The 24099-nt window shown below is 44.8% G+C and carries 13 protein-coding genes; 8 read left to right on the forward strand and 5 right to left on the reverse strand.

The annotated features are described in order from the left end of the window. Window positions 1–3 precede the first annotated feature (3 nt). Entirely contained in the window at window positions 4–543 is a 540-nt protein-coding gene (locus E5S67_RS14455) for an RNase A-like domain-containing protein (protein ID WP_172188302.1), read from the forward strand. Beyond that, entirely contained in the window at window positions 540–839 is a 300-nt protein-coding gene (locus E5S67_RS14460) for a contact-dependent growth inhibition system immunity protein (RefSeq protein WP_172188304.1), read from the forward strand. The genes E5S67_RS14455 and E5S67_RS14460 overlap by 4 nt, the downstream gene beginning before the upstream one ends. 132 nt (window positions 840–971) lie before the next feature. Here E5S67_RS14460 and E5S67_RS14465 read toward each other — a convergent pair whose 3' ends face one another. The 3 genes from E5S67_RS14465 to E5S67_RS14475 all read right to left on the reverse strand — a co-directional run bounded on the left by E5S67_RS14465 (window position 972) and on the right by E5S67_RS14475 (window position 8730). Further along, window positions 972–2300 carry a GH39 family glycosyl hydrolase gene (locus tag E5S67_RS14465; protein WP_172188306.1) on the reverse strand — a complete coding sequence of 443 codons (1329 nt, stop codon included), beginning with the start codon at window positions 2298–2300 and terminating at the stop codon, window positions 972–974. Window positions 2301–2488: 188 nt separating this feature from the next. Then, complete coding sequence (locus E5S67_RS14470) at window positions 2489–5998, reverse strand: glycosyltransferase (protein ID WP_172188308.1); 3510 nt, start codon at window positions 5996–5998, stop codon at window positions 2489–2491. A gap of 161 nt (window positions 5999–6159) precedes the next feature. After that, window positions 6160–8730: a glycosyltransferase gene (locus tag E5S67_RS14475; protein WP_172188310.1), complete on the reverse strand. Its 2571-nt coding sequence runs from the start codon at window positions 8728–8730 to the stop codon at window positions 6160–6162. A 158-nt stretch (window positions 8731–8888) separates the two neighbouring features. Between E5S67_RS14475 and E5S67_RS14480 the strand changes: the two genes are divergently transcribed. The 4 genes from E5S67_RS14480 (at window position 8889) to E5S67_RS14495 (ending at window position 20172) form a co-directional block, all read left to right on the forward strand. Next, the gene (locus E5S67_RS14480; RefSeq protein WP_172188312.1) at window positions 8889–11207 is read left to right on the forward strand and encodes a tetratricopeptide repeat protein; all 2319 of its coding nucleotides are present in this window, start codon (window positions 8889–8891) and stop codon (window positions 11205–11207) included. A 183-nt stretch (window positions 11208–11390) separates the two neighbouring features. Next, on the forward strand, window positions 11391–12683 hold the full coding sequence (locus E5S67_RS14485) for an ATP-binding protein (protein WP_172188314.1): 1293 nt from the start codon (window positions 11391–11393) through the stop codon (window positions 12681–12683). A 415-nt stretch (window positions 12684–13098) separates the two neighbouring features. Continuing rightward, window positions 13099–18297, forward strand: coding sequence for a PAS domain S-box protein (locus E5S67_RS14490; RefSeq protein WP_172188316.1), 5199 nt, complete (start codon window positions 13099–13101; stop codon window positions 18295–18297). A 456-nt stretch (window positions 18298–18753) separates the two neighbouring features. Further along, window positions 18754–20172: a lipid-A-disaccharide synthase-related protein gene (locus E5S67_RS14495; RefSeq protein ID WP_246276792.1), complete on the forward strand. Its 1419-nt coding sequence runs from the start codon at window positions 18754–18756 to the stop codon at window positions 20170–20172. A gap of 253 nt (window positions 20173–20425) precedes the next feature. Here E5S67_RS14495 and E5S67_RS14500 read toward each other — a convergent pair whose 3' ends face one another. Further along, window positions 20426–21217 (reverse strand): 2-phosphosulfolactate phosphatase family protein, encoded by a 792-nt coding sequence (locus tag E5S67_RS14500; RefSeq protein WP_172188318.1) that lies wholly within the window; start codon window positions 21215–21217, stop codon window positions 20426–20428. 89 nt (window positions 21218–21306) lie between these two features. Between E5S67_RS14500 and E5S67_RS14505 the strand changes: the two genes are divergently transcribed. Continuing rightward, window positions 21307–22200 (forward strand): EI24 domain-containing protein, encoded by an 894-nt coding sequence (locus E5S67_RS14505; RefSeq protein ID WP_172188320.1) that lies wholly within the window; start codon window positions 21307–21309, stop codon window positions 22198–22200. A 3-nt stretch (window positions 22201–22203) separates the two neighbouring features. Here the strand turns inward: E5S67_RS14505 and E5S67_RS14510 are convergent, their stop codons facing one another. Beyond that, window positions 22204–22455 (reverse strand): hypothetical protein, encoded by a 252-nt coding sequence (locus tag E5S67_RS14510; protein WP_172188322.1) that lies wholly within the window; start codon window positions 22453–22455, stop codon window positions 22204–22206. A gap of 475 nt (window positions 22456–22930) precedes the next feature. Between E5S67_RS14510 and E5S67_RS14515 the strand changes: the two genes are divergently transcribed. Next, window positions 22931–23662: a DUF7873 family protein gene (locus E5S67_RS14515; RefSeq protein WP_172188324.1), complete on the forward strand. Its 732-nt coding sequence runs from the start codon at window positions 22931–22933 to the stop codon at window positions 23660–23662. Window positions 23663–24099 lie beyond the last annotated feature (437 nt).

Genomic DNA, 24099 nt, shown 5'->3' on the forward strand with positions numbered 1-24099 from the left:
GCAATGAAAAATCAACTCGATAGCCTAAAAAAGTTTTTAGGTATCCTCTGTGCGATCGCCTCAATAATTATATTATTCCAATCGGCAATACCTGGTGTTTACGCCACGGTTGTTGCACCGGAAATCTCAACCATACCACAAGCCACCGTAGCTTTTGTTCCCAACATACCGGGCGGTGGATTAGACTTTCACGAATCAGCAGGAGGGCACACTTTAGAGAGACACGTTGGGAAAACAGAAGCACAACTAGCACAGCGACTCGCAAGCGAAACGAGAATTTCTGCCGCATCTTCCTTTACTGACCGTTCCGTCGCCGAAGCGGCCATTGGAGAAGCAATGAACAGAAATCAAAATGCGATCGACTCTTGGGTGAAAAGTCGAGGTAATCGTTATACGATCGACTACAACGCCAACAGAAGAATTGGCATTACTCTGCGTCGCCGCGCATCCAAAGCAACTTCAGCATCTCGCCTGAAAATCGTCCTCCAGCGCAGCGCCAAATTACCTCCCGGATACTTTATTCTCACAGCCTATCCCGAATGATAAATCAATTTCCTCATTTAACCCAATTTTTCAGTTCCTACTTTCACCAAGACTGGCCGCTAGAAGCTAACAGTCCCAGTGATGTAGTTGAAGATTACCGCAATAGCGAATCGCGCGCAAGTGTTGAAGCTGCATCGCAAGAACTCGACAAACTGCTAAAAATGCCGATCGCCCCAGCCGATTTAGAAACATTCATCCTCGATGAATTAGGGTGTTACTACGACCCTAATTCAGAAAATCAAACCGTCAGAGAATGGTTGGAAGCCGTGCAAGAATCTTTGAAAAATCCCAGCTAAATTCTATATATTTGTATGAACACGGCTATATATTTGTAAGGACACGGCACTGCCGTGTCCCTACAATTAATTGCGGTAAGGACACGGCACTGCCGTGTCCTATATATAATTCCGGTGCAACCAAAAACTATATCACTTGCTAACAGTCAATAAGTAGCCTTCGTGGACGTTGAAATTAGGGATAACATAAGCCAAGCTGCCGCTACCCACCGACAAGTTTTCTTCTTTAACCGTGACAAGCTTCTGCACCGACCCTTCTTGATTGTTGGGAATTTTTTCTAACTTTAGAGTGATTTTCTGACCTTTTTGAATACCTAGCTGCTCCAAATTTCCGAGGTTTAATGTTACCGTTGTTGCTAAGGAATAATTGCGGTCGAAATAACCTAAAAGTATCTGTGCTTTACCTTCTGGATTTGACTTGCTGGCTAAAGCGACAAGGCGATCGTTATCTGACCGACTCAGCACCCGCGAATTAACTCCGTCGGCATAAGCTTTGTAAGTCCACCAAGCTGCTCTCGGCTCAAAAGTATTAGGCGTGACCATCCCAGTCAGCGTATTGTTGAAGCAATTGCTAACTTTTCTAGCTCCTGCTGTATTCCAACAAGCTCTGCAAGCACCGTCGGCTTTTGCGTATTCCAACTGATAGAAATAACCTAAAATTTCCCCCGGCTGATACTGCGCTAATTCCCCGACAATCTCGTTGACGTAAATTTTTTGCAACTTCAGTTCTTTGTAAGAAGGACTTTGCTGAAAATTGCGTTTAGCATCAATGACATGATCGTCCACAAATAAAATCTTGCTATCGTTGAGTTCGTGCCAAGCTAAAAAATTTACTTCCAGTTTGTTCGCTTTGCAGAAATCCAAAAAGTCAGCGAGATATTCTTTGTTGTAACTGCTGATACTCGGCCCGCCAATCATAGCTGACGGCCCCAATTCTTCCCGCAAAATTTTGTAAGCCCTTTTGTAAGTTTCAAAGAATTGTTCTTGGCTTCCCTTCCAAAACGGATTTTTTAAATCGGGTTCGTTCCAGATATCCCAAATAATTTTCTTGCCTTTATTTTGCTGGGCTAACTGTCGGATGAAGGCTTCCCACGCGGGGTAATTTTGATAGGGCCAGCCTTTGGGATTGCTACCGTAGCCCCACAAGTCGCTGACTACCAGTTGAAACTCAGCTCCGTTGGCGATGACGCGATCGTAAATATCGAGTCTCCCGACCCGCCAAAGTTTCGGCTGCAAGGGTTTGATTGAGTTATCCGGCGGCTGGCTGGGGTCTATTCCGTGCAGCATACCACTCATGGAAATTGTTCCGGTGGCTGGTACTCCAAAATCTACTGTTACGTTCGATCGCAGTTGGGCAACAGTTGGTTGCTGTCCCAAATATGTTATTAACAGGACAGTTACCGCCGCTAAGCAAATTGGCAGCAGTTTATTAATAGGTTTGAACTTGAAGGTGAATTGCATATTGTATGGGGTGAGTTTTTAACTAAAACTGTTAGGGCATTTAGAAACCAATAAGGGCGGACACGGGGGCTTCGACGTGAAAGTTGGGCGAACCGCACCGCCCTTACATAAATCGGATATATCGGTGTTATTCTTTTGATGTTAAGAATGCCATTCCGATGCGAAATCGCATTCTGTCATCCAAAGTCCTAACCAACAGACAAGGCAACTTCAAAACCCTGTATTGATTCTATCAATTGTTGCCACGCTTCGGAATGAATTAGCGAGTAAGTATCGAGTTTAACCCCTTTTTGTGAAGAGAACACAGCAAAACTTGCGATCCAGCTCAAGATGGTTTCGGTTGTCAACAGTGGCGTACATTTCCAAGATGACTGCAAATTCTCTACCATCCCGGGCACATCCCCGCGTTCGCAAGCTTCCCATGCCTTCCATACTAAATAGTAGTAATTGAGCATACTGTCAACTTGCAGGATCTGCTTTTGGACTTTGGGGGCGATAGATGATTTTTCTTGTTGATTGCTGCTAGCGGATAAGGCTTGTTCGATAACCTCTGCGTATTCCAAAAGCATCCGTTCTTCTTTGAATAATTCTTCAGCCCGCAGTTTGCAAGCTTGTCCTGCCAGCCTCCGCAATTCGGGATTTTCCGCCCATAGTTCTACTGTTGTAGCTAAGTCTTGTGCTGTTTTTTGCGGGTCAATTTTAGGATCGGCTATCAACTTTCCAGTATCTCCCAACTCTTCGGGAATGCCGCTGACTGCTGTGGCAATTACGGGTAATCCTTTCGCCATTGCTTCCATCACTGCTAGCGGCATTCCCTCTGCTTCGGAAGATAAAATAAAGATGTCGCTGGCGTCTAACCAATCGGCAATATCCCATCGCTGACCTAGGAATTTAACCTGTTCGGTGACTCCTAATTGGCTCGCAGTTGCTCTCAATTCAGACTCCATATCGTCGTGAGTGGTAGAACCGGGACCTGCCCACACAAAGTATAGCTGCGGCCAAACTGGACGATTTTTCAGTTGGGCGATCGCCTGCAATTGATACTGATATCCTTTAATTGGAGTCAGTCTCGCCGCCGTGAAACAAACGACAGCTTCTTCGGGGATTCCTTCTTCTTGGCGCAGGCGTTGGCGGGTTGAAAGATTTGGGGGTTCAAAATAACTGTTCGGCCTGCCATAATAAATAACTTTCCCTCGTTTTAGAGGCACTTTAAAAATTCGTTTGAACAAGTTGAAATTTTCCTGTGAAACTGCTACTACTGCTTTGGCTAAATCGTACTGATAGGAGACTGCATCAAAATAGGGAATTTGATCGCCCCGATCGAAAGTTTCATAATTGCGACCAATATAACCGAGAGTAACTATGTACGGTATGTTCTGCTTAATCGCAACTTGTTTTGCCGCAAAATTGGCCATCGGTGAGCCGTCACTAAATACAATTAAATTCGGTTGAGCCTGCGCGTAAATTTTTTCAGCATCCCCTAAATTGTAAGTAACTCGCAAAAACTCTTTGATCGTGTCAAACTCCAGCCAAATATGTTCTATGCCTAACTTTTTTTGTTCGACAATTAAAGGGTTTGAAGCTTTAGTTTGAACGCTAATAACTTGGTAGCCGTCGGCTACTAATTTACACATCAGCGAGTGATTGAACTGAGCTAAACCTCCCACTCCGTGGTCTTCTGCGTACAGGAGAACGCGGGGTTTTTGCGGTTGACTAATCGAACTATGTTCAGGTTGGAATTGATAAGAATTGTTAACGGCTAATACTACGATGTCTTGCCATTCTTTTAAATTAGTTAAGGCATAAACATCAAAGATGTCTCCATTTTTTTGCGAATAATAGCTAAAATTTTCCAACCATTTAAAAACTGTTTCCGTACCTCTAAAAGGAGTGTAATGAAGAGACTTCTCCAAACACTCGACCATCTCTGCCAAACATCCATCGCGGTACATCCGCCACGCTATCCATACTAAACACTTGTAACGTTCCTCGCGTTTCAAGTCGCGGATGTGCTGAGGTAAGTCTAGCCGCGCGAAAAATTGCTCCATCACAATTTCCATATTTTTCATTACTTTGGAGCCGCCGGATATGAAATTGCTGTCGTGCTGGCGGTAGCAGGTTAATATCTCTTCTAACCAAACTGACTTGCCGCCTTTTAAAGCTAAACGTAAGACAAAATCTAAATCTTCAAGTGGCGCAAAACGAGGTTCAAAACCCCCCAAGCGTTCCCACCACTCTCGCCGCAGCATCATGGCGCTGGGACGCACTGATTTGTTCAAAACTAAGGTTTCTAAATCTAACTTGGGTGCTTCTTCCCAAGGCATTACTCCATAGATGCTTTCGTCCTTTTTATCAACTATAAGCCAACCTGTCTGCACCAAATCTAATCTGGGGTCAGCGTCAAAGCGAGCAATTTGTTTTTCTAGTTTTTCGGCTAGGAAGAAGTCGGCGCTGTCGAGAAAAGCTAAAAATTCGCCTTTGGCTAGTTCGCAGCCGCGATTCCGAGCTATTGCTGAGCCTTGATTTTCTTGATAAACGTACTGAATTACATCGCAGTAAGGCTCTAAAATTTGGCGAGTGTTGTCGGTAGAGCCGTCATCTACGACAATAATTTCCCAGCCTGGGTAAGTTTGGTCGATCGCACTTTCTACGGCTCTAACAATGTAGCGTTCGCAGTTGTATGTCGGGATAATTACGCTGACTCGTAATGCTTTTTTGGGAAGTATGTTAGACATTAACTGTTGCCATTCTGGTAAGTTTCTTAAAGATTGCATAGTTAGGGGAAATCCGTAAGCTTTAGCAATAGCACCCAGACGATTTATCCAATCTATTACGGTTTTTATAGCAGAGTAAGGAGTATAAGGGAAAGATTTTTGGTAATACTCAACCGCTGCCACCGGATAGCCAGTATAGTACAAGTGCCATGCCATCCATGTCAGTGCTTCGTAGAAAGCAGGATTTTCTAACTCGCGGATGTGCTGTGGCAAATCGGGTTGGCTGAATAAATTCTGTTTTAATTTAATAAACAGATTTGCTTGTTTGAGAGATTTTTGAATTGACACATTTTTGTCATGCTGGCGATAACAGACTGTGATTTGTGGTAGCCAAGCAGCTTCGCAGCCTAAGAGAGCTAAACGTAATATTAAATCCGCATCATCTACAGAATCAAACTCAGAGTTAAATCCCCCTACAAGTTCTAGCCACTTTCGTGAAAACATCATAGCGCTGGGAAGTACGGGCATCTGTACTATCCATGCTTCCAAGTCTAATTTGGGTAAATATTCCCAACATTTGATATCAGAAATTGTCTTTCCTTGCTCGTTAACTAAACGCCAGCCGCTATTGACAATTCCTAATGAATCTGAGGAGCGAAACAGCGCTACTTGTGCTGCCAACTTATCTGGCAAAAAGAAGTCATCTTGATCTAAAAAAGCAATTAATTCACCTTGGGATTCCTGAATTCCTCGGTTGCGAGCGGCTGCTACTCCTTGATTTTCTTGATAAAAGTAGCGAATTCTGTCCGTATAAGGCTGCAATACTTGATGGGTGCGATCGCTAGAACCGTCGTCTACAACGATAATTTCCCAGTTTGTATAGGTTTGACTCAAAACGCTTTCTACAGCTTGTGCGATGTAGCGATCGCCATTATATGCAGGTATAATTACGCTGACTTGCGGTATCGAATTTGCCATTGACATGAGTTTGCTAGATGATAACGAAGGGTTGGGGAACCTAACACGGATTTAAACGCGGATACACAGATTTTTAATCGCTGTTGGGCTAGCAAAATACAATTGTACTGATATTTGCAGATCTACTGCTGACATCAACCTCAATTGAAAATTTCAATCTGGTGTTTTTAGGATAGACAAAATACAGGTTCAAAACCCTGTATGCCCTCGACTAAGTGTTTCCATTCTGCTGAGTTAGTCAGAGAATATGTATCCAATCGATGCCCTTTTAATGACGAAAAATTTCCAAAACATTCTACCCAGTTAAGCAGCGTTTCTGTACTCAAAAAAGGCGTACACTTTAAAGATTCTTGAAGCCACTGCTGCATCCCGATGAGATCTTCTTGGCAGTAAGCGTGCCACGCCTTCCACACTAAAAAGTTGTAGCGCACCCGGCTTTCTACCTTCGCCATCCACCCCTGCACCTGTTGTTGAGTAACAAATTGATCTGTTTCGAGATCGTCGGAAAGTAAAGCTTTTTCGATCGCCTCAACAGACTGTGCGAGCATCCGCTCCTCTTTGAACATTTTCTCGGCTCGCTGCTTGCAAGCTTTGCCAATTTGGCTGCGCAATTCTGGATTTATCGCCCAAGCTTCTACAGTTTCCGCCAATTCCCTCGCTGTTCCCTCCGGATCGGTATTCGGATCGGGCAACAACTTCCCAGTATCGCCGAGCCCTTCTGGAATGCCGCCCGCTGCCGAAGCAACTACGGGCAATCCTTTAGCCATCGCTTCCATGACTGAAAAAGAAGGTGCTGCATCGCCGAGAGATGTCAAAATGAATATGTCGCTAGCATCCAGTAAATCTAAGATATCCCAGCGCTGTCCGATCAATTTCACGCGATCGCTCACTCCTAACTCTCTAATAGCTTCCCTCAATTCTCTTTCTACATCGCAATAGCTTCCCTCACCATTCCCTGCCCATACAAAATACAGTTTAGACCACACCGGAGATTGTTTCAACTGCTTGATTGCTTCGATCTGATATTGATGCCCTTTAACCGGTGCCAATCGAGCAGATGTGAAACAGACAATGGCATCTTCAGGAATTTCTAACTCTTGCCGCAGGCGTTGGCGAGCCGAAGCATTAGGAGGTGCAAAATATTCAGGAGAGCGCCCCAAGTAAATCACTTGCCCCTTATCTTTGGGTAAATCAAAGTCATCGCACAATAAATTCAAATGTTCTTGTGCGCCAACAATCACCGCTCTAGCTTGCAGGCACTGATACAGCACTCCCTCTCGATAAGGCACTACATCCCCGTAGGCAAAATTTGCGTGAGCTGGCATAACTAACCCGATTACCATCATGTATGGTATTCCCATCTGAATAACTACCTGTTTAGCTGCAAAATTGGAATAGGGCCAGCCATCGCTAAAAATAATCAGATCGGGTTTATTAGTAGAAAAAATCTCTTGTGCATCCTCAGTATTTCTTAACACCCGCGCTAAATCTCTATGGCTGCTAAAATCCAGCCACAAGTGCTCTATACCTAACTCTCGTTCTCGTTCAACCAACGGGCTAGAATGTTTAGTTTGCACGCAAGTGACTTGATAGCCCAACAAGGCTAACTGACAGAGAATGGCATGGTTGTACTGCGCTAATCCTCCCACGCCCGGATCGTCGGCGTTGTAGAGTAAAATGTGCGATTTCCTACGGGATAGCTTCGCTTCACGTGCTTTGGGAGGTGTGAAAACAGCACTCTCTTGGGATTGGGGCTGATGCGTCATAACCCCCAAAATTATATCTTGCCATTCCCCTAACTGACTCAGTGAATAAGCATCAAAATTGTCACCGTATTCTTCAGAAACGCTCTGAAAAGTTTGCAGCCAATTTAACACAGTTTCCGTGGGCGAAAAAGGGGTATATTGCAATGACTTTTCCAAACATTCCGCCATCTCTGCTAGATGACCGCCGCGATACATCCGCCATGCCATCCACACCAAGCATTGATAGCGTTCCTGGTTTTTTAACTGGCGGATTGAGTGAGGCACATCAGGTCTAGCAAAGAATTTTTCCATCAGAATTTCTGTATTCTTCATTAGCGGAAAACCGCTTGACATGAGATTGGTATCGTGCTGGCGATAACAGGTAAGTATCTCTTCTAACCAAACTGCTTTGCACCCCTTTAAAGCTAAACGCAAGGCAAAGTCTAAATCTTCGGTCGGCGGAAGCTGAGAATCGAAACCACCCAATTTTTCCCACCACTTTCGGCGCAGCATCATCGCACTCGGTCGCACGCATTTATATATAATAAAGCTTTTTAAATCTAATTTTTGTGATTGCTGCCAAGGCTTGACAGCAGAAATCTCTCGCCCGGTTTCATCGACCATGAACCAACCTGTTTGCACCATATCTAATGCCGGATCGGCCTCAAAGCAAGCTATCTGTTTCTCTAGTTTTTCTGGTAGGAAATAGTCATCAGCATCTAAAAAAGCTAAAAACTCGCCTTTGGCTAGCTGGCAAGCTCGATTGCGAGCTATTGCTGCTCCTTGATTTTCCTGATAAATGTAGCGAATTCTGTCAATATAAGGCTGCAATACTTGATGCGTCTCATCTTGAGAACCGTCGTTTACAACGATAATTTCCAAATTAGTAAAAGTTTGACCCAGCGCGCTTTCCACCGCTTGCACGATGTAGCGATCGCTATTATATGCAGGTATAATTACGCTGATTAGCGGTGTTCGATTGAATGTTGACATTATTGAGCTCGCTGTTAACCTTACTGTCTAGTTTATATTAATGTCGCTGACATTTAGCACTATTTGCCGTTCGGCAGATGTATTTACTTGAATTTGAACTTTGACAAGTTGTACCATACAATCATACATGGAATTATTACTCAACAGGAACGTAAGAAGTGAATTCAGAAACAGCAGCGGTTGATTATCAACAACAGGCAGAAATATATTTAGCTTTAGGGAAGTTGGATGAGGCGATCGCACTTTGCCAGCAAGTTTTGGCATCTCACCCCAATTCCGCCGAGACTTGCAAGACCTTGGGGAAGGCGCTGCAAGCTCAGGGTAAACTAGAAGACGCAAGGTATTGGTATAAAGTTGCGATCGCCCTGCAACCAGATTTTGCCGAAGTTTTTGCTAACCTCGGCACTCTCTGCGCTACATTGGAACAGTGGCAAGAGGCGATCGTCTGTTACCAAAAAGCCATCTCCCTCCAACCGGACTTTGCAGGATTTTACCGAAATTTGAGCCGGATATTTACCAAAGTCGGTCAAGCTGAAGAAGCAGCAGACTGTTGGTATCAAGCACTCATGGTGGAACCGATAGAAATAGCCGAAGAATACCTCGATTTAGGCAATACTTTATTGGCGCAAAATAAGCCAGAAAAAGCGCGGACTTGTTACCACCGCACGATTTATTTAAACCCTAGTTTTTGCGAAGCTTACTGCCAATTAGCCGAAGCTGCTAGCGAGCTAAAAGAGTGGGACGAAGCGATTATTCATTACCGCAAAGCTATTCAACTCCAGCCGGATATTTCGGAGTTTCATTACAAATTAGGCAATGTTTTGCAAGCCAAGGAACTCTGGCGCGAAGCGGAGGCTGCCTACCGGGAAAGTATTGAGTTAAATCCCAATTCTTTTTGGTCTTACTACAATTTAGGTAGTGTGCTGCTCAAGCTAGCCCAATGGCAAGAAGCCATCGTTGCGTACCGCACGGCTGTTGAAATTAACCCGGATTTTTCTTGGTCTTACTACAGCATCGGGGAAGCTTGCGGTCAATTAAAAAAATGGTCGGAATCCGCCGCTGCTTACCAGCAAGCAATTGACTTAGACCCTAATTCTTCGGGAGCATTCCATAAGTTGGGAGATGCTTTTTTTCAATTACAAAAATGGTCGGAAGCTGCGGTGGCATACCAAAGGGCGATCGCAATTGATTCAGATTTTTTTTGGTCTCATTATAATTTAGCTTTAACTTTAGTTAAACTTCAGGATTGGTTGCCAGCAATCAGCGCCTACCAGCGGGCGATCGAACTCAATCCAAACTTTTCTTGGACTTACCACAATTTAGGAGAAGCGCTGTTAAAAACCCAGCAGTGGAAAGCAGCGTCTGTCGCCTACAAGCGCGCGATTGAACTAAACCCCAATCTTTCTTGGTCTTATTACAATTTAGGCGAGGCTTTGACTGAGCTGCACGAGTGGAACGAGGCTGTCTCCGCTTACCTTTGTGCGCTACAAATTGAGCCTGAGTTCCCCAAAATTTACACCAAGTTAGGCGATGCTCTCATCAAAAGAACTCCGGCAGATTTAGACGCAGCAAGCAGCTACTATCACCACGAATTGCAACCGCTGCACGCTCCTGAATTTTACTGCAAAATAGCTCAAAAGTTTGCCGAGAGCGATCGGCTTGACGCAGCGACAGTTTTGTACTTGATGGCCTTAGAAATTCGGCCAAAAGATCCCGCAATATCTGGTAAATTAGCGGAACTTTTAGAGATAAAGCATCAAAGTGGCGATCGCAGTCTATTATTAGAGTTAGAGGCTAATGATATTCGCGATCGCTACATTGCCCGAGTCGCCAAAGGCAAGACTTTTGCAGAAGTCGGCGGCTTGTGGGGAACTGTCAACGAAAAAGTATCTGTAGCTAGCAAATACGGTGCAGTTTCTCTGACAATGATTGATGCCATGCCGGCATCCATCCACTGGTGGCAAGATTTTCACGATCGGATGACAAGTTTAAATATTGTTAATTATAATTGTATCAATCGAGATATAACTCAGATTCAACTTGCAGAAATTGGCGAGCCTTACGATGTAGTTCACTGTGCAGGAGTTTTGTACCATCACCCTCATCCTTTGCAACTTTTAACGAGTTTGCATCAAATAACAGGGGAGTATTTAATCTTAACTTCAGCTATTACTCAAGAAATTATAGAAAACGAGCGGGGACGCTACGAAATTCCAGCTTCTGGAGTAATATTCATTCCCGCTGTAGGCGAAGCAGAACGAGCTATCTTAACAGCTTACTGGCAGCAGCACACCGACGGTGCACCCATTTTAGGATTAATTCAGAAAGCAGTTTTTGAGATCAACGACTTTGGCCCGTGGTGGTGGCTGCCTACAGCTTCTGCTTTAGAATCTATGTGCAAAGTCGCGGGATTTAAAGTTTTAGATAAAGGATGGACTTGGAACAATAATGCTCTGACTCTGCTGCTGGGGATTTGAGGATTGGTAAACAAACAATAACAAGACTTGCTTGTACACAAACGGTTAAACACCCGATTTATGAGCCGATTACTCGTTTTGTTTCCCCAATATTCTTACTATCAACCGGGTGTTTTCCGTAAGTCCTAAATAACATAGCTGCAAACATATTTTGTGAATAAAACAGGATCAGGGAAATAATCAATGAAGAATCAGCAACCAAGGACGCCGTTAGGAAACATTTTAGTAGTAGACGATACAGCAGAAAACCTGCGTCTGTTGTCTACGATGTTGAATCAGAGAGGATACACCCCCCGCTGCGTGATTAACGGAAAAATGGCTCTGAGAGCCTGCAATTCTAATCCACCAGATTTGATTTTGCTCGACATAATGATGCCGGAAATGAACGGCTACGAAGTCTGTCAGCACTTGAAATTAGAACCGAAAACTCGCGAAATTCCGGTAATTTTTATCAGCGCTAAAGATGAAGTATTTGACAAAGTAAACGCATTTGCTGTGGGAGCTGTTGACTATATCAGCAAGCCATTTCAGTTTGAAGAAGTGCTCGCCCGCATCGAAAGTCACCTCAGCCTGCGGAATTTACAAAAGCAGCTAAAAGAACAAAATGTGCTGCTTCAAGAAGAAATCATTAGCCGCTTAGCTGTTGAAAAAACTATTCACGAAAAAAACCAAATCCTGCAACAAGAAATCAGCACCCGTCGCGCCGTTGAACAAACCCTGCAAGAGCAAAATTTGCTCCTCCAACAAGAGATATCGAACCGCCAGCACGCCGAATCGGCTCTCTTAAAATCTAACCAAGAATTGGCGCGTTCAAATGCCGAACTAGAACAATTTGCTTATGTGGCTTCTCACGACTTGCAAGCGCCTTTAGCAACCATTGCCAGTTACGCTCAACTTTTAGAAAAACGCTACAAAAACCAACTCGACAGCCAAGCTAGTAAGTTTATCGGCAATATCGTTCAAGGCTGCACGAGAATGCAAACTTTAATTGACGATTTGCTCGAATATTCGCGAGTTGGCCGGAGTCAGAAACCTTTTCAACTGACAAATTGCAATCACGCAGTCGAGCAAGCACTCGCAAACCTGCAAGGGGCGATCCGCCAGACTCAAGCAGTTGTAACCTACAATGAATTACCAGCGGTAATGGGGGATATTTCTCAGCTCGTACAGCTTTTTCAAAATTTAGTCAGCAATGCGATTAAATATCGCCACGATGCACCGCCTGTGGTTCATATTACGGCTTGCAAACAGGAGAAAGACTGGTTATTTTCTGTCTCGGATAATGGAATTGGGATTGCGACGCAGCATCAAGAACGCATCTTTCAAATTTTCCAGCGCTTGCACACTCAAAGAGAATATTCTGGAACAGGTATTGGTTTAGCAATTTGTCAAAAGATTGTGGAACGTCACGGCGGATGTATTTGGGTGGATTCGGAACCGGATAGAGGTTCAACTTTTCACTTTACTCTCGCTTAATCGAGACATCCTTTCTGCAAGAGGTAGAAGCTAGAAGGCAGCGGAAGCTGAATTAAATCCTATATTTAAAGGCAGAAGCTAGAAAGTAAAAGGTAAAATTTAATACTATTTTATATTTGAGATTAAAGAATTAAATAATTGGGAATGATTGTGACTATCTGTGTTGGGATGTTACCTACAGGTGCATTCTTTTTTTGTTTAAGTGGTATAAATGGCAAGTTAAAATAAAAAATGTTTCGCGTTGACAGTCGAGTTAGTGCGTGATATAATTATAAGTATTAAACACAATTTTTCTTGCTAGCGCTCACACCGCTAAATGACCGCAGATGTATATGTAGGTGCAATTAAATCATTGCCCCGGAAATAAAAGATAAAACCCAAGTTAGTTTTACATTTTTATTGATTAATAACTATTATGAAAGCAGTTTTTAACTTAGCTGTGGCTCCTGTCTGCTTAAAAGTTCTGTTAGTAGAAGACCACCCTCAGGAAGCTGAGCTTATTGAAGATTTGCTGTCGGAAATTGGTGGCGTGCAGCGTATACTACTGACGAAAGTAGAGCGCCTCAGCGAAGCGCAGCAGCGATTGAATCAAGAAACTTTTGACATAATTTTATTAGACCTTTCACTGCCAGACAGTATCGGAATCGAGACGGTGGCTCGGGTACAAGAGTACGGGCTAAATGTGCCGATCGTAGTTCTGACCGCCCAAAACGACGAAGAGCTTGCCCTGCGGTTGATTTCGGTCGGGGTACAGGATTATTTAGTCAAAAGAAAAATTGACAGCGAACTGTTAATTCGATCGATCCGTTACGCCATAGAACGCCAGAACAGTCAAGATGCTTTGCGAAAGAGCGAAGAAAAATATCGATCGGTGGTGGAAAATTCCCTGATCGGAATTGCCATCATCGCTCCAATTATTGACCGCGAAATCTCTCAAAATTGCAACTGGATAGAAGTTAACGATGCGCTGTGCAATTTGCTGGGCTACGAGCGCGACGAACTCGTGCAAAAGAATTGGCTGGAGTTGACTCATCCAGAGGATTTAGATGCCAATTTGGAAAAAATTTCTCAGATGTTAGCAGGTACGATCGACGGTTACATCTTAGACAAAAGGTGGCTCAAAAAAGACGGCGAAATAGTTCACACGCGAGTTTCCCTGCGCTGCATCCGCCGCCAGGACGGGTCGATAGACCGGATGATCGAAGTAGTGTTGGACGTGAGCGATCGCTACCGCTACGAAGCCAAAATGAAAGCGTCAGAAGAATTTTTAAACCACACCATAAATGCTACGCCAGACCCAATTTTTGTCAAAGACGAGCAACACCGCTGGATGATATTAAATGATGCTTTTTGTCAGTTGATCGGTAAATCGCGGCAAGAACTGATCGGCAAATCAGATTATGACTTTTTCCCAAAATCAGAAGCTGATGTTTTTTGGACAAAAGATGAAGAAGTATTGAGAACGGGGGTCTGCTTGGAAACTGAAGAAAAATTCACAGACACCGCCGGGAAAGAACACATCATCTCTACCAAAAAAAGCGTTTTTAAAATAGCAGACGGCAGTAAAGTAATAGTAGGGACAATTAGAGATATTACCGAAGAGAGACGGCAGCAAAGAGCCCTGAAACAAAGCGAAGCTCGATTTCAAAAATTGGTAGCTAATATGCCAGGAATAATTTATCAATTCCGAATCTCAGCAACTGGAGAAAGGTCTTTTCCCTACGTATCTTCAAGTAGTCGCGAAATGTACGGATTAGAGCCAGAAGTAATAGAGCAAAATGCAGAAATAATTTTCAGCGGAATTCATGCAGACGATATCTTAGATTTAGAAGCATCGATCGAAGTTTCAGCCGCTACCCTGGAACCTTGGCAGCAGCAGTGGCGACATACCCTGCAATCGGGAAAAGTTAAGTGGCTGCAAGGAGCGGCGAGACCGGAAAAGCTCAATAATGAGGCAAAATCTGGGAGCGAAGGCGATATTCTCTGGGACGGTTTAGTGATGGATATCACTGAATTAAAGCAGGCACAAACAGAGCGCGATCGCTTTTTTACCATTTCCTTAGACTTGCTTTGCATTATCGGTTTCGACGGATATTTTAAACGATTAAACCCTGCTTGGTCAACGGTTTTAGGCTACAGTAGTGCTGAACTTTTTGCCAAGCCGATGATCGAATTTGTGCATCCAGACGATCGAAAAGCTACCGCAGCCGAAGGGGTAAAACTAATAGCCGGTACTTCCAGTATCTCTTTTGAAAACCGCTATCTTTGCAAAGATGGTTCTTACAAATGCCTGCTGTGGACGTCATCGCCATTTAGTGAAGAAGGTTTAATCTACTCAGTCGGTCACGACATTACCTATCGCAAACAAGCCGAGTCCAAACTCCAGCGACAAGCAGTAGCAATGGCCGCTGCTTATGACGGTATCGCCATTTTTAATAATAATAAAGAATGTATTTATTCAAACGACGCTTATCTAAAAATGTACGGCTTGGCTAGCACTAGCCAACTGTATGGGAAGAAATGGAAAATGCTCTACAGCAAAGCAGAAAATATATTTTTTGAACTACAAATAATGCCGATGCTCCTGCAAAAAGGGTACTGCAATATAGAAGCGAGCGGCCAGCGCCGCGACGGTACTAAGTTCCCTCAAGAATTGTCGCTGACAATGCTTGCAGGCGGCGAGATAATTTCGATAGTCCGCGATATCACTAATAGAAAGCAGGTAGAATCAGCACTGCGAGCTAGCCAGCGCCGCTACCAAACTTTAGCAGAAGCATCGCCAGTTTGTATATTCCACACCGACCCCTCGGGAAATTGCCTTTATGTCAATCAGCGGTGGAGTGAAATCACGGGATTAAACGCAGAATTAGCAGCAGAAACTGGCTGGATGGATGCCATATATTCCGATGATACGGAGCGGGTAAAAAATGAATGGTATCGAGCAATTATTGAGAAATTTCCTTTTAAATCCGAATACCGCTTTCAGCGTCCAGACGGTCGGGTAATCTGGGTGATCGGTCAGGCAATTGCCGAAATCGGAGACAAGCAGGAAATTAAAGGCTATATCGGCACTATTACTGATATTACCGATCGCAAACAAGCAGAATTAGATTTGCTGCGAGTTACTCAAGCCGTAGAAAGTACCAGCGACGCGATCGGCATTGCTGACTTGACAGGGCGATCGATCTACCACAATCAAGCCTTTGTTCAGCGGTACGGCTACACAGCAGAAGAACTGAACACAGCAGGCGGAGCAACGGCACTTTACCCCCGAAGTCAAGTGCTGGTAGAAATGTTTAAAACAGTCCGTAAAGGCAAATCTTGGCAAGGCGAACTCCAAATCAAAACTAAAAGCAACGAAGTGGTAACGACTTTATTTCGTGCCGACTGCATTAAAGATGAAACTGGCAATTTAATCGGGCTAGTGGGAGTAATTACCGACATCACCGATCGCAAACAAGCTGAGATGGCGCTGCTGCACCAATTAAGGCGAGAACGGCTGGTAGTTGCCATGCTCGATCGCATTCGCTCCTCCCTCAATTTAGAAGAAGTCCTGACAAGTGCTGTCGAACAAGTGCGGCAATTTTTGCAAACAGACCGCACAGTTATTTACCGTTTTAATCCCGACTGGAGCGGCTTTGTCGTTGTGGAATCCGTGGCAAAAGATAGAATTTCGCTGCTAAACTTTAACAATATTGATGGCTGTTTTAAAGAGAAATTTGTTGATATTTATCAGCAAGGCTGTATTAGATCTATGGAAGATATTTACCGGGAAAATTTGACGGAATGCCACATGAAGTTTCTCGAAGGATTTGAAGTAAAAGCTAACTTAATAGTGCCGATTTTAAAAGCACGAGAAAGCATTTCCCAAGCCCAACCTACCGCCGAAAATCAGCTCTGGGGACTGCTGATCGCCCAGGATTGCAGAGGCCCTCGTCCCTGGGATGCCTCAGAAATAGAATCCCTCCGGCAATTGTGCGTGCAATTGGCGATCGCGATCCAGCAATCGACGCTATTTGAACAAGCACAAACCGAAATTGCCGATCGCAAACTTGCAGAATCGGCCCTCCAACAAGCCAAAGAAGCCGCAGAAAGCGCCAACCGTGCCAAAAGCGAATTTCTAGCCAACATGAGCCACGAACTTCGCACGCCTTTAAACGGCGTTTTAGGTTACGCTCAAATCTTGAAAACCGACAAAGACTTAAGCTCAGATCAGCAAGAAAGTCTCAGCAATATTCAACAGTGCGGTCAACACCTGCTGATGTTAATCGATGATGTTTTAGACCTTTCCAAAATCGAAGCTAGAAAAATGGAACTCTACCCGGAAGAGTTAAATTTTCAAAAATTCACGAAAAACATTGCCGATCTCTTTCAGATGCGGGCATCGCAAAAACAAATTTCCTTCAATTACGAACAAGTATCTCCCCTGCCTAGCTCCGTCCGTGTCGATCAAAAAAGATTGCGCCAAATCCTCATAAATTTACTCAGCAATGCCGTTAAGTTTACTAACAGCGGCGGTGTGACTTTTAAAGTCGGCTATGTCGGCACAGGAGCCTGGAGTCGAGGGCAAGGCGAAAATTATGAATTATCGATTTTGAGTTCGGAACTGAAAGAAAATTATATGCGCTTCGCCCACAATGCGATCGCAGCCAAACACGCTTTAAAAATCCGCTTTCAAGTCGAGGATACCGGTACTGGAATAGACCGAAGCAAGTTAGAAGAAATATTTTTGCCCTTCCACCAAGTAGGAGGCAATACCTTTGTTGAAGGTACGGGTCTCGGACTCTCGATCAGCCAGAAATTAGCGAAACTAATGGGTAGCGAAATTCGCGTCAACAGCACTTTGGGAAAAGGCAGCACTTTTTGGATAGATTTAGAGTTGCCCGCAGCTAAACGGTACTTGGAGGTGTCTCCTTTACGGGAAAAACGCTGGGTTGTGGGTTTTTTCGGCAACAAGCGGAAAGTGCTAATCGCGGACGACAATCAACTAAATCGCAATTTATTGTGCAGGCTACTGGGGCGTTTGGGATTTGAAGTTTTAGAGGTCGAAAACGGTCACGAATGCCTCTGTAAATTAGTTGAATTTCAACCGGATGTGATTTTTATGGACTTGGGAATGCCTGTAATAGATGGGTTAGAAACTGCAAGGAGACTGCGGCAGTTGCCAGAATTAAAAGATGTCGTGTTAATCGCTATGTCAGCTAGCGTTTTCGAGGCGACACAGCAAGAGAGCATCCTCGCAGGGTGCAATGATTTTCTTCCCAAGCCGATCGAAGCAAATCACTTTTTGGAACAGTTACGGGTGCACTTGGGACTAGAATGGATTTACGAAAAATCTTCGGAAAGCAAAAAACGTAAAACTCCCAGTTTGTCACCAGCATCTGATTTGCCTGCTTATTCTTCTCTGTTACCTGCGGCTTCTGAGTCGGTAGCAAAAATTTTGAAACTCGCAGCTATGGGCGACATTGAAGAAATTTTTGAGGAGAGTGCTAAGCTGGAAAGTTTAGACCCAAAATTAGTGCCGTTTGTCTCGAAGCTGCGCCAACTTGCTAAGGGATTTCAGCTCAAACAAATTCGGAATATTTTAAAGCAATATATCGAGGGAAAAGAGTAGGACTATCACGGTTTAGAGCTTGCCTTTAACAGATAAGCTGTTGGGCATCTAAATTGTATTTTTGGGCGGGCGGGACACCCCACAAGAATGTCATCAAACTTGACTGTAAAATTTAGATGCGCCTGGGCTGGATCTAGATGCGCAGCAGCTTACCGCTGCGTTATTTAGGCGGAGATAGAGCAATTGTCGATCGGGCAATTAATTGTCAGTGCAGGCGATCGTAAGTCCCAACATTAAACAAGTTGTTTTGCCGCTTCAGAAGTTGCCCTCTTAGAGTCCGAGCAACTGCTGTTAAATGCCAGATATATTTGGGTACAGCAGAGATTTTGAGCAGCGGCGGATCGGGTTCGATATTACCGTGTTTTGTACTATTTTAAACAACAAATTTCTGGTAAACTAAAGTGTAAAGTTGCCTTTCATCCCTAGACTGAAGTCCCAGGGTTTTCAGGCTATTTTTTGACAATAGAGTTTTTGAGAGAGTTGGGATTGAAATTACTTTGCCTCAGTAACGGCCACGGAGAAGACGCGATCGCCCTTCGCATCTTGTGGGAACTGCAACAGCACCCGCATCCCCCAGAATTAGCCGTGTTTCCGCTAGTGGGCGAAGGGCAAGCTTTCGCTCAACTAGAAAACGCCCGCATCATCGGCCCGGTGCAGCGGATGCCTTCGGGCGGCTTTATTTACATGGACGGAAGGGAATTTTTGCGCGATGTCAAAGGCGGTCTGATTCAGTTGACCGTAGCTCAGTTTAAAGCCATCCGCGCTTGGGTGCGGACGCAACAACAGTCTGGGAATCAAGACGGCGTTATTTTAGCCTGCGGGGATATTGTACCGCTGCTGTTTGCTTGGCTCAGCGGCGCGCCCTATGCCTTTGTCGGTACGGCAAAGTCCGAGTATTATTTGCGCGACGAGGACGGGCCTTTGGGCCGCAAATCCCGCGCCTTTGCTGGGTGGGGTTGGTCGCCGCGCTCGGTTTATTTGCCTTGGGAGCGCTGGTTGATGACTCGATCGCGCTGTCGGGCTGTTTTTGCCAGGGACGCGCTAACCGCCGAGACTTTACAAAAGCTGGGAATTCCGGCTTACAATCTCGGAAACCCAATGATGGACGGACTCGAACCGGAAAATCCAGCCGGTTTTTACGGCCCTGACGCAGAGTTTCGGGAAATGGAGCGATCGCTCGTCATCACCTTACTCCCCGGTTCTAGAGCGCCGGAAGCCTATGCTAATTGGCTGCTAATAGTAGAGGCTGTGGCCGGAATTTTGTCGCTGTTTGCCGATCGCAAATTGTTATTTTTTGGAGCCATTTCCCCTGAGTTAAATCTAGAAGCTTTGCGACCGAGTTTAGAATTTTTCGGCTGGCGACAAGACGGCGAAATTAGAACGCAGCGGCGAGAAGGAAGTATTTTGCGACCTCCTGTTTCTAGCGCTCAAGAAATTCATAAAGAATCTCCTAATTTGCTATTGCCCTTGACATTTGTGCAGAGAAACGCCACGATGATTTTAACTCAACAAAGTTTTAACGATTGTTTGTACGAAGCCGATTTAGCAATAGCAATGGCCGGAACGGCTACAGAACAATTTGTAGGTTTAGGAAAACCCGCGATCGCCATTCCCGGAAACGGCCCGCAATTTACTCCCGCTTTTGCAGAAGCTCAAAGTCGCCTGTTAGGCCCGTCATTAATTTTAGTCAAACATCCCGCCGAAGTTGCCGCTGCCGTCCAGTCTTTGCTCCGCGACCCCGACAGGTTACAGCTAATCGCAGAAAATGGCTGGCGCCGCATGGGAGAACCCGGTGCAGCAGCCAGAATTGCCGAGTGTTTAATTCAGCGGTTCGGCGGTGAATCCAACAATTCTCAATTGCCTCCAATACACTAGGGACACAACATTAGTTATGGCCCTACCCAATATCTTTAATTCTACTTTCTTTAAAAAAAATCTCGTTCGCTAACTAATATCGTTTCCGGTAGCATCGGAATTATTAGCCAAAATTAGGACACGGCAGTGCCGTGTCCCTACAATATTATTTTCGGTAGGGACACGGCACTGCCGTGTCCTCTATATCATTCCTACAAATAGAGTGTGCATCTAATCCTGGACTCGCAACCAATACACCACTCCCAGAAAAAATTTAATTCGCCGTTTTTTCCGAAGATTTCACCCAGAAATTAGCTTGAGGAATTTTAAAATCCGACTTAACCAAAACTCCCGGTTCTCGCTGCACCGGCAGCACATCTAAAGTATCCGTTTGCGCGCAATATTTTAAATCTTCAATAACACCTAAACCGAGGAGGCGCTGGCCGTGACTGGCTCTTTCCAACAATTCGTGCAACCTATCTTGCCAGTGCAGGTAAAGAGCAATAGCAGCAAATACTTCATCGTTACCAGCAAAATCGCTCGCAGGAATACCGCTTTCTGCCAGGAGACTTTGGGCGATCGCACCAGCACAAACCGTATCTTCCAACGAATAACTCCCTTCCCAACCCGAACCCACAATCCAAATAGTTTCCGGCTGTTTATTTAACAAAAACTGCACCACAGATTTGCGGTTAATCAAAGCCGCCGTTAACACAGTTGCAGCAGCTTGCACTCGCTGCAGAGCCCGAGTACCGTTAGTTGTGCTGATAAAAATTCGCTTCCCAGCCACCTTTTCTGGCGTGCAGTCGAAGGGGGAATTCCCCATGTCAAATCCGTCAACTTTGCCGCCGCCGCGCTCTCCAGCGCGAATCCGCTTGTCTGCGGGCCATTTTTCGCTCTCGGCCATTAGCTTATCTAAGTCGCTGAAAACTTGGACAGCTTCCGCCCCATTATTCAGGGCCGTTGCCATTGTCGTAGTCGCCCGCAGCACATCAACTGCGATCGCGCAAGCCGGCATTTTGTCGGCTGGCGTAAGTTCCGGGGTATGGTAAATAAAAAGCTTCACTGTTGGGCTACCTGCGATAAATCCTCATCAGCAATAATAATGGAAAGTGGATAATAGAAAATAGAGTCGAGTCCTCAAAAGCAGAAAATATGTCAAAACAGCTAAATTCAAACCCCGCTCAGGCCGCCATTACCGCACCAATTGGACTCCTGGCAGGTTTCACCTATCCTTTGCGAGCTTTCACGCTGATTTTGCAAACTCCCAAGCTGTGGACTTATGTATTAGTTCCCGTGGTGCTAAATTTTATAATTGGTATCGGTCTTTATTTAAGCTTGCTATTTCCCAGTTTGGCAGGGATAGATGTTTTAGTTACCGATTTGTCCGTCCGATTTAATGCTCTAATTGCGAGTTTTCCAGCTTGGCTGAGCTTTCTCGGCGTGTTAACAGTTGCTTTCGGCTGGCTGCTGCGCGTACTCCTAGTGTCAGGACTTTTGCTGATAATTGGATTTTTGTTAGTGCAGTTTGGCGTGATTTTAGGTTCGCCTTGGTACGGCAAACTTTCCGAACAATTGGAACTTCTGCGGAACGGTCAATTGCCCGCAGAAGAACCAATGAATCTGGCGAGTAGTTTTGGGGATATTCAAAGGGCGATCGCCTTTGAACTGCGAAAACTACAAATTTTGTTGAGCGTCGGCATACCGCTGCTGCTGCTGCATTTTATCCCTGGCGTCGGCTCTATTCTTAGCAGTTTGGGTGGCGTAGCTTTGGGCGCGACTATTGTCTGTTTGGACTTTTTAGATGCACCTTTGGAGAGGCGGAGACGACCTTTTCAGGAGAAATTGAAGATAATTTGGGCGAGTTTGCCGGCCAGCGGGAGTTTTGGTGTGGTTTGTTTGGGTTTGGTGAGCATTCCCCTGTTGAATCTGTTGGCGATTCCGCTGTGCGTGACGGCGGGAACTTTGTTTTTCTGCGATCGCATTTGGCCGGCCCGCTTTGCCCCAGAAGAAACAAAGAGCGATCGAGAAACTAACATTACCAATTAAAAACTAGGAAGATGCTTCACCCTTCGGCTGCCTCTGGGAGTTAAAACCCAAAAAGGGGCTTAAAAACAGCCAACTAAGGAAGAAGAATGAAGCTGTAAATAGCTGGACAATATCGATCGCCGACAAATATCCGTCAGATAATAGTGCAATACTTCTATCTGTCAGCCCGAATATCCAAGAGAGAATCCCAAACAGCCAAATGCCTTTTTGGAGCATGGGCAAAAATGCTAAAACTTCGGAGTTTTGCTGGTTCATTGATTTAGCCCTTGTTTGCTAAGAATCTGATTAACGGGGGCACCCCAAGGGCTTAAGGATTTTTGGTGTCTCCTCGGATTCCCTTTGTTATCTATATGTTAAGAAATATTTCCCGATATGACAACGCGCCCTGGGAGGTATTTCCGCATCTATCTCAAGAGGTAGTTGCAGCCCCAACAGAGAGTGATATTTGCTACACTTTGGCAGCGACGCTAGAGATTTTGCCGATTTTTTGCGAGATAAATTGCTGGGCACGGGTAGCGGCGGGATCTCTTGGCACCGCGCCTACAAAAAAAAGCTTGTAATTTATATTGAATTATGTAATACTACAACTTGAGCAAGTCTGGTTAAAGAACGATCCTGAGGTTTGTACTGAGGACTGAAGTCCTCAAAGACCTAAAAGCCACAGGACAAACAATTTGATTATCAAAATCAACCGGACTTGATGTGAGTTCAGCGTCAATAAAATCGAACAATGCCACGCTTAAATCAGATTATTGCGATCGAAAAAGGCATCAAAAGCCGCTCCGCCCAAGAACTAGCAGAAGCTCAAAAAGCGCTCCAGAAGCCCGCTGTGCTTTCTGGAATCTCCCGCACTTACCGTCCCAAAGACGAAGAAGGCGAACAACTGCCGCCCGAGTCCAAAAAAGTTGAAGTCAAAGCCGAAGAGATTATCCGCAAAACAACTGAAGTTTTGACCAAACTCTTCGACGTAACCGCAACCAAAGATTGGACAAATTGTAGCGCTCGCGCTGACGTAACTGTAGACGGAAACGTGCTTTTGAGCCAAGTTCCCGTCAGCTATTTGCTATTCATTGAAAAGCAGTTAGCAGATTTGCAAGCATTCATCAAAAAACTTCCAGTTTTAGATGCTTCGGAGACTTGGAACTTCGATGCTTCGGCCGACTGCTGGGCAACAGAACCGGTGCAAACTCTCAAGACTTTTAAAACTCCGCGCAATCACGTTAAAGCTGAAGCTACCGAACACCATCCGGCGCAAGTCGATGTTTATTACGAAGATATTACGATCGGCTATTGGCGGACTGTCAAGTTTTCTGGAGCTTTGCCAGCGCGGCGGATCAATGAGTTGCTGCAAAGGGTGGAAATCTTGCAGCAAGCTGTTATGTTCGCTCGCGAAGAAGCTAACAATTCAGAAGTGGAGGAACAGAGAGTGGGGGATCGAATTTTTCAGTTTATTTTCCGCTAATTGCTTGCTTTTTTAATAGTTATGGTTTAAGATATAAACAGAGTACAAGTTCAATCTCAACCTTCAACTTAAACCGTACAAATGTGACAGTACAGGTTCGACTCCTGTCCCTTCTACCCAAAATAGGGGGGTAGCCCAATTGGCAGAGGCACCATTTCGTACAAATTCAACAGCAAGTTATTACTCTAAACTCAGCATTCTCCGCCGATCGCTAAAACGAATGTCAGGAAAATCACATCATCGATGTTGCTGGTTCAACTCCAGCCCCCTCTACCAAACGCAGGGGGGTAGCTCAATCGGTAGAGCGCGATGCTATTAATCTTAAATCCTTGACTTAAATGTGATAGCGTGCGCAAATGGGCGGTAAATATAAACCCAGTAGTAAGGTCAGAACTGCTGGGTTTTATGCTAATAATTGAATCAATTTGTTAAATCCG

Origin of the sequence: Microcoleus asticus IPMA8, from assembly GCF_013179805.1 — a bacterium.
GTDB lineage: Bacteria > Cyanobacteriota > Cyanobacteriia > Cyanobacteriales > Microcoleaceae > Microcoleus > Microcoleus asticus.